The sequence below is a fragment of the Anaeromonas gelatinilytica genome (assembly GCF_016820635.1).
Taxonomy (GTDB): domain Bacteria; phylum Bacillota; class Clostridia; order Tissierellales; family SIT17; genus Anaeromonas; species Anaeromonas gelatinilytica.
This window is the reverse complement of the sequence record NZ_WSFU01000082.1, coordinates 1-17,134: the sequence shown is the minus strand read 5'-3', so window position 1 is coordinate 17,134 and position 17,134 is coordinate 1. Positions and strand designations below refer to the sequence as shown.

General features: G+C 32.1%; 11 protein-coding genes. 10 read left to right on the top strand and 1 reads right to left on the bottom strand.

Features of this window, described 5'->3' with window-relative positions:
• Positions 1 to 134: 134 nt before the first annotated feature.
• Entirely contained in the window at positions 135 to 1,208 is a 1,074-nt protein-coding gene (locus GOQ29_RS06340) for a KamA family radical SAM protein (RefSeq protein ID WP_203371806.1), read from the top strand.
• Positions 1,209 to 1,310: 102 nt separating this feature from the next.
• Here the strand turns inward: GOQ29_RS06340 and GOQ29_RS06335 are convergent, their stop codons facing one another.
• A complete protein-coding gene (locus GOQ29_RS06335; protein WP_203371805.1) occupies positions 1,311 to 2,714 on the bottom strand; it encodes an MATE family efflux transporter in 1,404 nt (467 codons plus the stop codon).
• 119 nt (positions 2,715 to 2,833) lie between these two features.
• Here GOQ29_RS06335 and GOQ29_RS06330 point away from each other — a divergent pair, with 119 nt between their 5' ends.
• From GOQ29_RS06330 to xdh, 9 genes are all read left to right on the top strand, one after another.
• Entirely contained in the window at positions 2,834 to 4,597 is a 1,764-nt protein-coding gene (locus tag GOQ29_RS06330) for a DUF4153 domain-containing protein (protein ID WP_203371804.1), read from the top strand.
• A 205-nt stretch (positions 4,598 to 4,802) separates the two neighbouring features.
• Positions 4,803 to 6,551, top strand: coding sequence for a sigma-54 interaction domain-containing protein (locus GOQ29_RS06325; RefSeq protein ID WP_203371803.1), 1,749 nt, complete (start codon positions 4,803 to 4,805; stop codon positions 6,549 to 6,551).
• Between the two features lie 92 nt (positions 6,552 to 6,643).
• Positions 6,644 to 7,966, top strand: a complete 1,323-nt coding sequence (gene ssnA, locus GOQ29_RS06320; RefSeq protein WP_203371802.1) for a putative aminohydrolase SsnA — start codon at positions 6,644 to 6,646, stop codon at positions 7,964 to 7,966.
• A 336-nt stretch (positions 7,967 to 8,302) separates the two neighbouring features.
• On the top strand, positions 8,303 to 9,523 hold the full coding sequence (gene dpaL, locus GOQ29_RS06315; RefSeq protein ID WP_203371801.1) for a diaminopropionate ammonia-lyase: 1,221 nt from the start codon (positions 8,303 to 8,305) through the stop codon (positions 9,521 to 9,523).
• Between the two features lie 50 nt (positions 9,524 to 9,573).
• A complete protein-coding gene (locus GOQ29_RS06310; RefSeq protein ID WP_203371800.1) occupies positions 9,574 to 10,791 on the top strand; it encodes a YgeY family selenium metabolism-linked hydrolase in 1,218 nt (405 codons plus the stop codon).
• A 36-nt stretch (positions 10,792 to 10,827) separates the two neighbouring features.
• Positions 10,828 to 11,811: an ornithine carbamoyltransferase gene (locus GOQ29_RS06305; protein WP_203371799.1), complete on the top strand. Its 984-nt coding sequence runs from the start codon at positions 10,828 to 10,830 to the stop codon at positions 11,809 to 11,811.
• A 167-nt stretch (positions 11,812 to 11,978) separates the two neighbouring features.
• Entirely contained in the window at positions 11,979 to 13,067 is a 1,089-nt protein-coding gene (locus GOQ29_RS06300; RefSeq protein ID WP_203371798.1) for a 4Fe-4S binding protein, read from the top strand.
• 31 nt (positions 13,068 to 13,098) lie between these two features.
• Positions 13,099 to 14,493, top strand: coding sequence for a dihydropyrimidinase (hydA, locus tag GOQ29_RS06295; RefSeq protein ID WP_203371797.1), 1,395 nt, complete (start codon positions 13,099 to 13,101; stop codon positions 14,491 to 14,493).
• Positions 14,486 to 17,047, top strand: coding sequence for a selenium-dependent xanthine dehydrogenase (xdh, locus tag GOQ29_RS06290; RefSeq protein WP_203371796.1), 2,562 nt, complete (start codon positions 14,486 to 14,488; stop codon positions 17,045 to 17,047). The genes hydA and xdh overlap by 8 nt, the downstream gene beginning before the upstream one ends.
• Positions 17,048 to 17,134: the final 87 nt, after the last annotated feature.

Here is a 17,134-nt window from a genome sequence, read left to right as displayed (position 1 = left end):
GATTAATGATTTAGTGTAAAAAGAAAAAAAGGAATTTTAAGGTTTATATAGAAATAATAATATAAAAGACAGAAAATAATTTTTATTTTTTATTTTCTGTCTCTTTAAATATTAATTAATAAAGGAGAGGTTAGATGATTTTATGGAAAGAACAATTGGAAGAAGCTGTCAACACATTAGAGAGGCTTGAGGAGTTTATTAATGTAACGGATGATGAAAGAGAAGCTATTAAAACTCTTAACACAAAATGGGGGACAACTCCTTATTTTGCCTCTCTAATGGATGTTGATGATCCAAATTGTCCTATCCGGAAACAGGTAGTACCTTCACTTAAGGAAAAGAAAAATGTATACGGTATTGAAGATTATTTAATTTGGAAAGAAAATAGGGATAATGAAGAGGAAAGACCGGACACAATTGCAAGACAGTATCATGATAGGGTAGCTTTTACGGTGCTTGACCAATGTGGGATATATTGTCGTCATTGTTTTAGAAAAGAAGTGGTTGTAAATCATGATATTAATTTAAGATTTGATATAGATGAAGGCTTGGGATGGATTAGAGAACATGAAGAGGTAAGGGATGTTTTAGTTACAGGGGGAGACCCATTACTACTATCTAATGGAAAAATAGAGTATATAATTACTAGCCTAAGGGCAATTCCTCATGTAGAGATGATACGTATAGGGAGTAGAACTCCAATAGTCTTACCTCAAAGAATAAATGAAGGACTTTTAGATGTATTAGGTGGATATCATGAAGTACCTATTTGGATTAATACCCAGTGTAATCACCCTAAAGAAATCACAGAACAAACAGCTAGATCAGTATATAAACTCTTATCTGCTGGTGTTAATGTAGGTAATCAAGCAGTTTTATTAAAGGGAATAAATGACGATATAAAAACATTTAGAGAACTACATCAGAAACTTTTAGCTACTCGCATAAGACCCTATTATTTATTTTATTGTGAACCTGCACCGGGGATTGACCATTTTAGAACCTCTGTTGAAAAGGGATCAGAGCTTATTAGGGATGGATTAAGGGGACATACTACAGGGTTAGCACAACCTATGTATGTAATAGCAACAAATGTAGGTAAAATACCTCTTATGCCAGATTATTATATTATAGATAAAAATGATAAAGAATATAAACTTAAAAATCATAGGGGAGAATATACGACACTTCCTAATATAGCTGAATAAATATAATTTACATATAGTATTTTAGGATATTAAAGATTTCATAGCTAGAGGGTTAGAATGTTTTTCTTAAGTTCTATATAAAAGTATAAAAGAAAAAGTAGCCTAGGCTACTTTTTCTTTTAAGTGTTCTTTTTTATGATAAATATTTTTCCATTTTCCAGATTTGAATCTGAAGAATATCAATAATGTTCTTGAAGCAATATCTACAACCATTCCTAGCCAAAAGCCTATTAAACCCAGTCCTAATATATAGCCGAAGAAAAGACTTGATAATACCCTTCCAGCAGAATTACCAATTATAGTAGTAATCATAGTATATCTAGTATCTCCGGCTCCTCTTAATCCTCCGGCTAGAACCAAGAATATTGCAAATAGAGGTTGAATTCCTATTACCATTCTTACTACAGGTTTAGATAATTCAATAACTTGAGGATCACTAGAATATAGTCTAATAATAGGTTCTACCCAAATAAACATAGGGATTGATACTATAATCATCAATACCATAGTTATAACAGTAGTTTGTTTACCATATTCATTAGCCAACTCTTCTTTTTCTGCACCTAAACTTTGGCCTACTAATGTAGTAGAAGCTAATCCAAAACCAAAACCTATCATCATAGGGAGAGAATTGATATTCATTGCTACAGCATTTGCTGCAATTGTTATCGTTCCTAATCCTGCAACTAAAATCGTGTAAATGATTTGACTTCCTCTTCTAACTAATTCCTCTACAGAAGCAGGAAATCCAATATGAAGTATATCCCTTATAATTTTCCAGTCAAAACTCCATTTAATTTCTTTGAAATTTATTTTAATAGTAGTTTTTTTACTTAGTAATATGTATATACCAATAATAAAACCAATTAATCTTCCTAAACTAGTACCTATTGCAGCGCCAGTGACTCCCATTTCTGGAATTGGTCCTATACCATAAATAAATATATAGTTACCAATTACATTTATGACATTAGTTATTACCATTATATAAAGAGGCGTTTTCATATCTCCCATACCTTGGAGAATAGAATTGAGCATCATAGTAGGCAATGCAAAAATCATTGAAGTAAATACAATTTTTAAATATATATTTCCTTTTGTTAATACATAAGGATCCCCTTTATCCATTAACATCATCATGAAGTTTAGTATTGGTTTAGCAAATAAAAAACCTAAAACAGCAATAATAAGTGATAATATAATTCCCATTAAAAAAGATTGGGTTATTACTTTATCAACTTTTTCTTCATCTTTAGCTCCTTTATATCGTGCAACTAGAGCTGTAGCTCCAATAGTTAGCGATGATAATACACCCACGGTAATAAAAACAAACCTATTACTAATATCTACTGTAGCTAAGGCATGAGCACCTATACTTCCTACCATAATAATATCTATTATACCCACGATACTTTGTAAAAACATTCTTAATGCAGCTGGCCAAGCCAAGTGTAATATATTTTTTCGCATTTTTTTAGGAGTTAAATCATCTGACAAATTTACCATTTAAAACATCCTTTATTATTTATATTCTTGAAATAAAATATTTCGAGTATAGAAATATTTTATCATATTTTAAAAAATTTTCAATAATGATAATGTATATATTATAATAGGTAATAGGGGTGATAATTATTAATATTAATAGAAAAATCAAGGGATTATATACTAAATTACTTAATAGTCTTCAAAGATTTCCAATATCATTATTATATGCAGCTTTTACGGTAGGAGTTTTAATTTATATGAATCATTTAGGATATGGAAATCAAGAAGTAAAGGATTTATATGGTCGTATAGCAATGGTATCGGCTTTAGGTATACCGATGAGTTTATCTTTATATGTGTATTTTGAAGAGAAAGATAATATAAAAAAACTCATTAGAATAATATCTCATTTGCTAATAGCAGTTATATTAGTAGTATTTTATTTCATATTTTTAAAGGAGATAAATTATATATCTGGAACAAGATATGTAGCTTTATCTATAGCTCTTTATATTATATTCACAGTGATTCCTTATATTAACAAAAAAGATGATTATGAAATATATGTAATTAAACTGTTTTCTAGGTTTATAGTTACATATGTATATTCAGTAGTCCTGTATCTAGGATTAGCAGCTATATTAACTACTATTAATTTATTATTTAATGCAGAGATATCTTTTAGAGTGTTTTCTGATATAGCTTTCATTGTAGCGGGAATATTTGCTCCAGCCTTTTTCTTAGCGGATATACCTAAAAGGAAAGAAAAAATTGCTCATAAGGATTATCCTAAGGTATTAAGGGTGTTATTACAATTTATAGTACTACCATTATTATTAGCATATACAGTCATCTTATATGTGTATTTTGGCGAGATTATTATAACAATGGAATTACCACAGGGGCTTATAGGAAATTTAGTATTATGGTATTCAATATTAAGTACTATTGTACTATTATTTATTTATCCTCTTAGAAAAATAAATAAATGGATAAAAAGTTTCTTATCTGTATTTCCTAAAGTTATTATACCATTATTAGGAATGATGTTTTTTTCAATAGGTATACGAATAAATGTTTATGGAATAACAGAAAATAGATATTTTGTAGTTATTATAGGTATATGGATTGTTCTTGTGATGATTTATTATTCGATTAAAAAAGATATAAAGAATATTACATTAACTACTACTTTGGCAATTATAGCAATAGCATCTGTTTTTGGACCATTAAGCTCTTATTCTATATCTAAATGGAGTCAAAATCAGCATTTTAAAGGAGTTTTAGAAAAATATGATATACTTGACGAAAAGGGAAAAATTGAACCTCCTTCAGCAGAAGAGGAGTTTGAAGAATCAGATCAAAGGAAAGTTAGCAGTATAATACAATATTTTGATAGATATCATGATTTAGAAGATATAAAATATCTACCTGAAGATTTCAAGAAATCTGATATGGAAGATGTATTTGGGTTTAGATTAATAGATGAATATATAGGATACCAAGGAAATAGAGAATTTTTTGATTATACTTTAGATGATATGGGATTAATCATTGATATAGGGGAATTTGATTATTTTTCAGAACATAGAACCTATGATACTAATTATAATCAAAATGATATGGAAAATATATCAATTATATTTGAAGATAGAAATATAATTATAAAGGATGATAAGAAAGAATTATATACTAAAAACTTAGATGAAATAATAAAAGATATTATAGAAAAAAACATAGATGATAAAAATTTATCTCATGATGAAATGAGTTATATAGATGAAAATGATGATGTGAAAATAAAGATTTTGTTCAACTATATTAGTGGATATGAGAATATATCTGATTCTGAGATAATGGTTGAAGATATTGAGTTTTATACATTTGTAAAAATAAAATAAAATTATTAGTCCTTAACCTTGAGAAGCATATCATTGTTAAGGATTTTTATATAGAAAGAAATAAAAACTGAAAGTATGCTTTATAAAACTATTGTGGAAATAAGTCCTTTATTATTTGTCAAGTTATTTGGTGACTATTAATATCTAGTATATAATACAAGTGTAAAAATATATTTAAATAATAACAATATAAAGGATGATATTGATGAAAAGTTCAAAGTTAAGACTAATTCAAGATGTTGTCATGAAATATGCAAAGGTATTATCAAATGTGCTTGAACTAGATGTGGAGATAGTTGACTTAGGGCTAAATAGAATTGCTGGAACAGGAATATTTAAGGACAGAATAAATGAAAATATTTTATCGGAAGGATATATTTATCAAAATGTGATCAAGACTGGTGAGCATAAAATAATAGAAAATCCTGGTGCTCATCCTCTATGTGAAAGATGTGTGAATAGAGGTCATTGTACAGAAGAATTAGAAATTAGTACTCCTATCAAATTGAATAATAAAGTAATAGGAGTTATAGGTTTAGTATGCTCCAGTGAAAGACAGAAGAGAGTTCTAATGTCAAAGATTAATTTACATCTGGAGTTTTTAGAACAAATTTCAGATTTTATAGGCTCCAAAGTATATGAACATATGGAAATCGAAAGAAATAAAATGGCTATTACTGCATTAAGAAGAATTATAGATAATGTAGATAAAGGAATTATAATGACGAAAAACGATGAAATTTCTCATATTAATGATAGTGCTAAAAAACAACTTAATCTTAAATTATCTAATATTGGAGACAAAATTAAGTTTATAGCTAAAAATGAATCCATAATGGGTAAGGATGAGTATACTGTCGAAATAGAAGATAAAAGGTATGATTTACTAGGACAAATCATACAATTACCTTCCATGATTCCTGATTACAATTGTGTTTTTATATTTAATGAAATAAAGAAGTTAAAGGCAGATGCTTATGCACTGACTAATTCTCATAGGGAAATTAAAGCTGATATGATTTTGGGTAAGTCAAAGAAGATTTTTGCCCTTAAAGATAAAATAAAGAGATTCGCTGACTCTAAATCCACTGTATTGATTACTGGTGAAAGTGGAGTAGGTAAAGAACTAGTATCTAGAATTATACATTCAGAAGGAAATAGAAGGAATAAGCCTTTTGTAGCTATAAATTGTGGTGCTATTCCTGATGAACTTTTGGAAAGTGAACTGTTTGGTTATGTAAAAGGAGCCTTCACTGGTGCTAATCCTAATGGTAGAGTAGGAAAATTTGAATTAGCCAATGAGGGAGTAATATTTTTAGATGAAATTGGGGACATGCCCCTTCATTTGCAGGTGAAAATTTTAAGGGTATTACAGGAAAAGAAAATTACAAGAATAGGTTCCAACAAATCCATAGATCTTGATGTTAAGGTCATAGCAGCCACCAATAGGGATTTAAAGAAGCTCATAGAAAAAAATAACTTCAGAGAAGATCTTTATTATAGATTAAATGTAATACCAATAAATATTCCTCCACTAAGAGAAAGAAGAATGGACATTGAAATTATATTAGATGAAAAAATTAAAAAGTATAATTCTTTATTTAATAAAAATGTTATTGGCATTGATTCTGAGGCAAAAGAAATTTTGCTAGATTATCCCTGGCCAGGAAATGTAAGGGAGTTAGAGAATTCATTGGAATACATGATAAATTTAGCGGAAGGGAATAGATTTTTAACTAAAGATATGATACCACAAAATATAATATATTATAAAGGAGAAGAGGCTGACAAGAATAATATTGACAAGATAAAGACATTGAAAGAATTAGAACAGGATTATATTGTAAAGACATTAGATGTATATGGATGGGATACAAAGGGAAAGCAAATTGCTGCAAAGAAATTAGGAATTGGAATAGCAACCTTATATAGAAAATTAGGAGATTTAAAATAGTTTGAAGATTATAACTACTAATTATTGGCATAAAAATTGCAATTATTTATAGATATAGTACTATTAGTCTTAAAACAATAGGAGGTTTAAATATGCTAATTGTAGGAAATGGAAGGTTAATAACTAGAGATTCTAAGAATTTATATATGGAAGATGGTTCTGTGGTAATAGAAGGAAATAAGATTCTAGAGATAGGTAGTACAGAGAATATTAAGAAGAAATATTCTACTGAAGAGTACATAGATGCTAATGGAAAAGTTATTATGCCTGGAATGATTAATACCCATAATCACATATATAGTTCTTTTGCAACTGGGATGCCCAGTAAAGAGTCTAAAAATTTTGTTGAAATATTAGAAAATCTATGGTGGAAAATCGATAAGAAATTGACATTAGAAGATGTTAAATACAGTGCACTAAATACATATTTAGAGTGCATCAAAAATGGTACCACCACTATATTTGATCATCATGCCAGTCAAGGAGCTGTAACTGACAGTTTATTTACTATAGCTGAAGTGGCAAAGAAAATGAACGTTAGAAGCAATTTATGCTATGAAGTGACAGATAGAGATGGCAAGGAGATAATGGAGCAGGCAATAAATGAAAACGTTAACTTTATAAAACATGCTAATAGCTTAAATGATGATATGTTAAAGGGAATGTTTGGTCTCCATGCGTCAATGACCCTTTCCAATGATACTATGCAAAAATGTGCTAAGGCTATATCTGACTTAGAGGCAGGATTCCATGTCCATGTGGCCGAGGGAATCGCAGATGTTTATGATTCATTAAATAAATATGGTAAAAGAGTAGTTGAGAGGTTTAATGACTTTGGAATGTTGAATGAAAAGACTATAGCTGTCCATGGAATACATACAAACAAGAGAGAAATGGACATTTTAAGAGATACCAACACTATGGTAGTACACAATTCCGAGTCAAATATGGGAAACGCTGTAGGATGTGCCCCAGTAATTGAAATGTTAAAAAATGATATATTAGTTGGTTTAGGCACAGATGGTTTTACTAGTGATATGTTTGAATCAATGAAGGTTGCTAACCTTTTACAAAAACATAATCTGTGCGATCCTAGGATAGCTTGGGGAGAAGTTCCCACTATGATATTTGAAAATAACAGAAAAATAGCCAATAGATATATAGAAAGTCCTATAGGAATCATCAAAGAAGGAGCTCTTGCAGATATCATTATTGTGGATTATATACCTCACACTCCATTTAATGAAGACACTTTTGATAGTCACATACTATTTAAATTTATGGGAAGAAGTGTAGATACTACAATAATCAATGGAAAGGTAGTTATGAAGGATAGAGAAGTATTAGTTGTTGATGAAGAAGAAATTTTGTCGAAGTCTAGGGAACTTTCTTCAAAGCTATGGAGTAGAGTGTAAGGCTAATTATCATTTTGATAATAAAATAACGGAGGATTTTATACAGAGGTATTTGATTCGGGCATTAGAGGACAATTATCAAAATGATAATAATTTATCATTTTGATAATTTAAAATCTCTTAAAATTCATTTTATAGACAATATATGACTATTAATTACAAGAAAACACAAAAAATATATTTTTTTGTTTTTCAGCATAGCGATAATATACTGAAGTTTAAGGATTTAATTTTTAAAGAATCTTTTAAAAATAATTCTTTTTAAATACATTGGCACAATATTTGCTTTGTATATTAGTGAATGCAAAAGAGATTAGTCAGAAAGGAGATTTGAAAATGGCTGAAACCATTAAGTGGATAACTAATAAAGCAGTAAGAGAAAATGGTAAAAAAGCTTCAGTAGAAGATTTTAGTTTGGAAAGTGCAAAGGGGGTAAAAAGATTTCACGAAAGTTTTGATATTTATTCTAAAACTTCCCTTGTGAGATTAAAAGGACTTTCAAAAAAATTAGGAGTTTCTGAAATCCTAGTAAAGGATGAATCTTATAGATTTGGGTTAAATGCTTTCAAAGTGTTAGGAGGATCCTACGCTATAGGTAACTTTTTATCTAAAAAATTAAATGTTCCTATGGAGGAGATCACTTTTGATATGTTAAGAAGTAAAGAAATAAAAGAAAAATTAGCTGATATTACATTTGTAACTGCAACAGATGGAAATCATGGTAGAGGAGTAGCTTGGGCAGCTCAGCAACTGGGACAAAAGGCCGTTGTCTATATGCCAAAGGGTTCTTCTGAGACCAGATTAAATAATATAAAGGCAACTGGGGCAGAAGCTAGTATAACTGATATGAACTATGATGATGCGGTACGTTTTTCATTAGATAAAGCTAATGAAAATAAATGGGAGATGATTCAAGATACTGCATGGGAAGGTTATTATGAAGTTCCTAAGTGGATTATGCAGGGATATGTAACGTTGATGTTAGAGGCTAAAGAACAGATGGAAGAGATAAATATTGAAAAACCAACTCATGTGTTTATACAAGCAGGAGTAGGAGCTTTCGCAGGAGCTGTTCAGGGATTTATAGCAGACGCATATGGAGAAGATAGACCTATAACAGTGGTTGTTGAACCAAATAAAGCAGATTGTATGTATAGATCAGCAAAAAATAAAAAGATAACAAATGTTACTGGAGACATGGATACTATAATGGCAGGTCTCGCCTGTGGAGAACCAAATCCTATTGGTTGGGAAATATTAAATGATTATGCTGATGCATATATTTCTTGTCCTGAATACGTATCTGCAGATGGTATGAGGATATTAGGAAATCCATTACAGGGAGATGAAAAAGTTGTATCTGGAGAGTCAGGAGCAGTAACTACTGGAATGGTATATTCAATATTAAAGGATGAAGAGCTTAAAGAATTAAAAGAAGAGTTAAAATTGGATGAAAACTCTAAGATATTGGTAGTGAGTACAGAAGGAGATACAGATCCAGACTATTATAGAAAAATAGTATGGGAAGGTATTTATGGACATAAAGTAATAGACTAAGTTCACAAAGAAATTAAAATTAATTATATAAATTTTGAGGAGGATATAAAATGGCAAAAGAAATCAACGCTCAAGAAATATTCAATTTAGCAAAAAAATATGAATCAGAAATGTCACAATTTTTAAGAGATATGATTAGTCTTCCTAGTGAAAGTTGTCAAGAAAAGGAAGTAGTTCTAAGAATTAAAGAGGAAATGGAGAAAGTAGGATTTGATAAGGTGGAAATTGATCCTATGGGAAATGTACTAGGATATATTGGACATGGAAACCATGTTATAGCAATGGATGCTCACATTGATACAGTTGGTGTAGGCGAGAAGAAATTATGGAATTTTGATCCTTATGAAGGCATGGAAGATGATGAGGTTATAGGCGGTAGAGGTGCTTCTGATCAAGAAGGTGGAATGGCTTCTATGGTTTATGCTGGTAAAATCATCAAAGAGTTAGGTCTTGAAGGTGACTATACATTAATAGTAACTGGTACGGTTCAAGAGGAAGATTGCGATGGACTATGCTGGCAATATATCATAAATGAAAGTAAGATTAAGCCTGAATTTGTAGTTATAACTGAACCGACTTCTTTAAATATCTACAGAGGACATAGAGGTAGAATGGAGATAAAAGTAACTACTGAAGGAGTAAGTTGTCATGGTTCAGCTCCTGAAAGGGGAGAAAATGCAATATTTAAAATGGCCCCAATTTTAAATGAATTAAAAGCTTTACATGAAAACTTACACTATGATGAGTTTTTAGGAAAAGGTTCTTTAACAGTTTCAGAGATATTCTTCTCATCACCATCAAGATGTGCAGTTGCTGATGGATGTATTATCTCAATAGATAGAAGACTTACTAATGGAGAAACTTGGGAAGGTGCTATACAAGAAATCAAAAATCTACCAGCAGTAAAGGCAGCAAATGCTAAGGTTGAAATGTATAAATACGATAGACCATCTTATACAGGATTAGTATACCCAACAGAATCATATTTTCCATCATGGGTACTTCCAGAGGAACATCCTGCCTGTCAAACATTAGTAGACTCTTATAAGAATTTATTTAATGAAGAACCATTAGTAGATAAGTGGACATTCTCAACAAATGCGGTTTCTATAATGGGTAGATACAATATTCCATGTATTGGATTTGGACCTGGACATGAAGATCAAGCCCATGCTCCAAATGAAAAGACGTGGAAAGAAGAATTAGTAAAATGTGCAGCATTATATGCATTAACACCTATAACTTATGTTAATAAATATTCAAAATAATAAATTTAATATTAAAAATTATGAGGAGGAATTATAATGCAAACTACTTTTAGAGGAAAGGATTTTATAACATTACAAGAATGGACTAAGGATGAAATTAATACATTATTAGATGTATCCTTTGATTTAAAGAGAAAATTTGCCATGGGAGTGTCAACTCCTTATTTACAAGATAAATCAATATTCTTAATGTTTTTTGAGCAGTCCACAAGAACAAGAAATTCAATGGAAGCAGGAATGGCTCAATTAGGTGGACATGGTAACTTCCTTGATACTTCTACAATGCAAATTGCCCATGGAGAAGTAGCTAAAGATACTGGAGTTATACTTTCAAGAATGGGTCATGGAATAGCTTGTAGAAACTGTTTTTGGGAGCAAGGAAATAAATATATAAGAGAGATGGCTAACTATGCTACAGTACCAGTAATGAACTTACAGTGCGACTTATATCATCCAATGCAAGGTATAGCGGACTTAATGACTATTCAAGAAAAATTGGGAAGAACTAAAAAAGTTAAAGTATCAATAATATGGGCATATGCTACAACTCATAAGAAGCCTGTATCAGTACCATTAACTCAATCATTATTATTCCCAAGATTCGGAATGGACGTTACATTAGCTTATCCAGAAGGATATGATCTTCCAGATTGGGCAATAGAACAAGCTAAAGAAAATGCAGAGAAAAATGGTGGGACATTTAGAATAACTCATGATATGGAAGAAGCTTATAGAGATGCAGATGTGGTTATACCAAAGAACTGGGGTAGCTGGGTAAATAACCAAAGTGAAGAAGTAGTAGATGATATGTTAGAAGCTCATAAGAGTTGGAAATGTACAGAAAAAATGATGAGTTTAACAAGTAAAGATTCTCTTTACATGCATGCACTTCCTGCAGATAGAATAAATGAAGTTGAAGATTCAGTGATAGATGGATCTCATTCAGTTATTTATGATGAAGCAGAAAATAGATTACATACAGCAAAGGCTGTTATGTTATTAACAATGGGTGGAAAGTAATATTTTTGCAGGAGAAAGAATATTCTTTCTCCTGTAATTTATTAAAATTTATGCATTTATAATTATGGATAGAAAAATCAAATGAAGATAATTGAATAATTTTAAAAAACAAGAAAACCTTTTCAACTATGAATGAAGAAAAAATTAACCAAAGTAGGTGTATAATCATGGCAGATATTAGTGTTAAATTTTGTGGTCTTGAATTTCCAAATCCTGTGATGACAGCAGCAGGTCCTGGAGCTAAAGATGGAGATTTATGTCTTGAAGCTGTGAAAGGAGGAGCAGGGGGAATAGTTACCAAAACTGTCTCTGTTAAACCAGCCGATGTCCCTAGACCTTGTATGGGAAATACAAAAAGTGGTTTCTTAAATACAGAGTTGTGGTCAGAGCATACAATAGAACATTGGTTAGAAGTAGAATACAAAAAGGCAAGACAAGCTGATGTACCTTTGATAATAGGAATGGGATATACAGCAGATCAGATAGAAAAAGTAGCCCCAATGGTAAAACCCTATGCTGATGCAGTAGAGCTTTCAACTCACTATGTGGGAACGGATGTTTCTCCGATAGTAAATGCATTAAAAGTAGCTAAAAAGCACTTAGATGTACCAGTATTTATGAAAATGAGTCCTCATACAGATATACAAACTATAGCAAAGGCTGTAGAAAAAATTGGAGCTGATGGACTAGTAATGATAAACTCCTTTGGACCAGTTATGTCAATAGATTTAGAAACCGGACTACCTATTATGGGAAGTAAGACTGGATATGGATGGCTTTCAGGGTTACCAATACATCCACTAGCAGTGAGATGTATTTACGATGCATCTAAGGTTGTAGACATCCCAATAATCGGTGTAGGTGGAGTAACTAACGGTAGAGAAGCAGCTGAAATGTTTATGGCAGGAGCTTCAGCGGTTCAAGTTTGTACTGAGGCGATATTAAAGGGACCAAGTATATATGGTAAGATTGCTCAGGAATTAAATGATTTCTTAGATGAACATGGATATAAAGATATAAATGAAATAAAAGGATTAACTCATAAGAAAATTGATGAGAGACAGTTTAGAATAACTTCAATACCTCCTACTGTAGATCATGACAAATGTGTTAAATGTGGAATCTGCGAGAATGTATGTGTATATGACGCAATAGCAGTTAAAGATAAATGGGAAGTTGATAAAGAAGAATGCTTTGGATGTGGATTATGTGTTACAGAATGTCCAACTGATGCATTGAGTATACCATATCGTTAAATAATAGAAGGATTTTGGAAGGAGTATAACCATGTCTATAGTTATTAAAGGGGGTACAATAGTTACTGCCTTAGATAAATACAAAGCTGACATAAGAATAGACGGAGAAAAGATAGTAGCAATTGGAGATGATTTAGAAAGAGATGGAGATGAGATAATATCAGCTAAAGGATGTTATATTCTCCCAGGAGGGGTAGATCCTCATACCCACTTTGATTTAGATTTTGAAACCTATTCCACTGCTGATGATTTCGAAAGTGGTACCAAAGCAGCATTGGCAGGTGGAACTACTACAATAATAGACTTTGCTACTCAAGATAAGGGAAAGACCCTAAATCAAGGATTGGATAAGTGGAACAGAAAATCTAAAGGAAAGACTTATTGTGACTATGGTTTTCATATGGCAATAAGTGACTGGAATAATAGTGTTTCTGGTGAAATAGAAGATATGGTGAACAAAGGCATCACATCCTTTAAGATATATATGACTTACAAGAACATCCTTCAAATGAATGATGGGGATATATATAAGGCGCTTAAGAGGAGTAAAGAATTAGGAGTACTTATTGCTTTTCATTGTGAAAATGGTGATCTAATAGATTCCTTAATTGATGAAGCTAAAAGTCAAGGAAAGAAATCACCTAAATATCATCCACTCACAAAACCAATCGAAGTAGAAAAAGAAGCAATTACAAGACTATTGCAAATAGCTGAAATGGCAAATGCTCCAGTATATATAGTTCATTTGAGTACTAGGAAAGGTTTAGAAGAAGTGATTAAAGCAAAACTTAGAGGAGCAGAAGTATATGTCGAATCTTGTCCCCAATATCTTATTCTAGATGATTCTCATTATGAATTAGAGGGATTTGAAGGAGCAAAATATGTTTTATCTCCACCATTGAGGAATAAGGAAAATTTAGATGGTCTATGGAGAGGATTAAAATTAAATGAGATAGATACCATAGGTACTGATCATTGTTCCTTTAACTTCAGGGGACAAAAGGAACTGGGGATTGATGATTTTAGTAAAATTCCTAACGGTATACCTGGGGTAGAACACAGAATATCTCTTTTGTATACCTATGGAGTAAAGACAGGAAAGATAGATATAAATAAACTAGTTCAATTGACTTCAACCAACCCTGCTAAAATATTTGGATTATATCCTAAAAAGGGAAATATCGCAGTGGGAAGTGATGGAGACTTAGTGATATGGGATTTTAATAAGTCTTCAGTTATTACAGCAAAAAATCAATTTCACAACGTAGATTATACTCCCTATGAAGGATATGAGATTCATGGAGAGATTCAACATGTATTATTGAGGGGAAATAGAGTATTTTCAAGAGGAAAAATAATTGGAGATGTGCAAAAAGGCAAGTTTATTAAGAGAGTAAAGTTAGGAGGTGTTAATAGTAATGTTTAGCTTTAATTTGAATGGAGATTCAGTAAGTGTAGATAAAGATAAGAGATTATTAGATTACTTAAGAGATGATGCTGATTTAACATCAGTGAAAAATGGATGTAACGGAGAAGGTGTTTGTGGCGCCTGTACTGTATTAGTTGACGGTAAGAAGATGAAGGCTTGTGTTCTGACCATAGCAGATGTAGATGGAAAGAACATTACAACAGTAGAAGGATTATCGGATAGAGAAAAAGAAGTGTATACTTGGTCCTTTGGGAAAGCTGGTGCTGTTCAATGTGGTTATTGTATACCAGGAATGGTTATGGCTGCTAAATTTTTATTAGATAAAAACTCAAATCCTACAGAAAAGGATATTAAAAAGGCGATAATCGGAAATTTATGTAGATGTACAGGATATGTGAAGATAGTCGAGGCTATAGAATTAGCTGCTAAGGTTTTTAGAGAAGATAAAATTCCTCAAAAGTTAGATACCAAGGGTAATATTGGAGATAGAATGAAGAGAGTAGATGTTGACGAGAAGGTACTTGGCACAGGAGAATATGTAGATGATATGAAGGTTGAAGGAATGATATATGGAAGTGCTTTAAGGACAAAATATCCAAGAGCATTAGTAAAGAGCATAGATATTTCTAAAGCACAAAATCATCCTGGAGTAGAAGCAGTATTGACTGCAGAGGATGTACCTGGGAAGAGATATATTGGACATTTAACTAAAGATTGGCCAGCAATGATAGCAGTGGGAGAAGAGACGAGGTATTTAGGAGATGCAGTGGCATTAGTTGCTGCTAAGACTAAGAAGGCTTTAATAGAGGCTTTAGATTTAATAGTTGTTGAATATGAAGAATTAAAACCTATGTCAACTCCAAGAATGGCTATGGCTGAAAATGCTCCAAAGATACATGAAAATGGTAATATACTATCTAAGGAAGTACTTAAGAGAGGTAACGCAGATGAAGTCATAGCAAAGTCTAAATATTCTATAACAAAGAAGTATACTACTCCCTTTACTGAACATGCATTTTTGGAGCCGGAAAGTGCATTGGCATTAAGTAAAGGCGACGAAGTGATAATATATACTGGATGTCAAGGAGTATATGCAGTACAAAAGGAATGCTCTGAGCTATTGGGTTTACCTCCAGAAAAGGTAAGAGCTATATGTAAATTAGTTGGAGGAGGCTTTGGCGGAAAGGAAGATATGAGTGTTCAACATCATGCTTCTTTATTAGCATGGTATACTAAAAAGCCAGTCAAAATAACTTTAACGAGACAGGAGAGCCTAGTTATCCATCCAAAGAGACATCCTATGGAGATAGAAGTAACTACAGCTTGTGACGAAAATGGAAAATTAACAGCTTATAAGGCAAGGGTTATTGCAGACACTGGAGCCTATGCATCTTTAGGTGGACCAGTGCTTCAGAGGGCATGTACTCATGCAGCTGGACCTTATAACTATCAAGACGTGGATATCGAGGGTATGGCAGTTTATACCAATAATCCTCCAGCAGGAGCTTATAGAGGTTTTGGTGTAACTCAAACAATATTTGCCACAGAATCTAACTTGAATCTTTTAGCCGAAAAAGTAGGAATTTCTCCTTGGGAGATAAGATATAAAAATGCTCTCAAACCAGGAGATATACTTCCAAATGGTCAAATAGCAGATGATTCTACAGCAATAGAGGAGTGTTTATTGGCTGTTAAAGATGAATATGAAAAACATTCTTATGCTGGAATAGCATCAGCTATTAAGAATACAGGTTTAGGTGTAGGAGTACCAGACTTTGGAAGATGTAGATTAACTGTAATTGATGGTAAAGTTCACATAAGGGTAGGAGCAGTATGTATGGGACAAGGCCTTGGAACTGTAGTTACTCAAATGTTATGTGAAACTGTAGGAATTTCGCCAGAGTTAGTAGTAGTAGATGTTCCAGATACCGGAATAACTCCTGACTCCGGGATGAGTACGGCTTCAAGACAGACTTTTTTCACTGGAGAAGCAGTGCGAAGGGCATCATTGAAATTCAAGGATGCCTTGAAAGAAAATTCTCTTGAGAAATTGGAAAGAGAAGACTTTTATGGTGAGTATGAAGGAGTAACAGATTCAATGGGCTCCGATAAGGAAAATCCAGTAAGTCATGTAGCCTACAGCTATGCTGTTCATCTAGTGACTTTGGATGAAAGTGGAAAAGTAGAAAAGGTAATTGCAGCCCATGATATAGGAAAGGCAATTAATCCTAAGAATCTTGAGGGACAGATTGAAGGAGGAGTTGTCATGGGATTGGGTTATGCTCTAACAGAGGATTATCCTATTAAGGACTCTGTTCCTAGAGCTAAATTTGGTAAATTAGGTCTATTGAGAGCTAATAAAGTTCCAGAGATAGAGTCTATCATTATAGAGAAAAATGATTCTGAATTGGCCTTTGGTGCTAAAGGAATAGGAGAAATTGCATCAATACCTACGGCACCAGCAGTTCAAGGAGCATATTATAAATACGATAGCAAGTTTAGAACTAGTCTTCCATTAGAAGACACAACATATAATAAAAAGAAAAAGTAAAAGGAGATGTTTTATATGTCAGAGAGAAAAGTAGTATCAACAAAAAATGCACCAGGAGCAATAGGACCTTATTCTCAAGGAATAAAG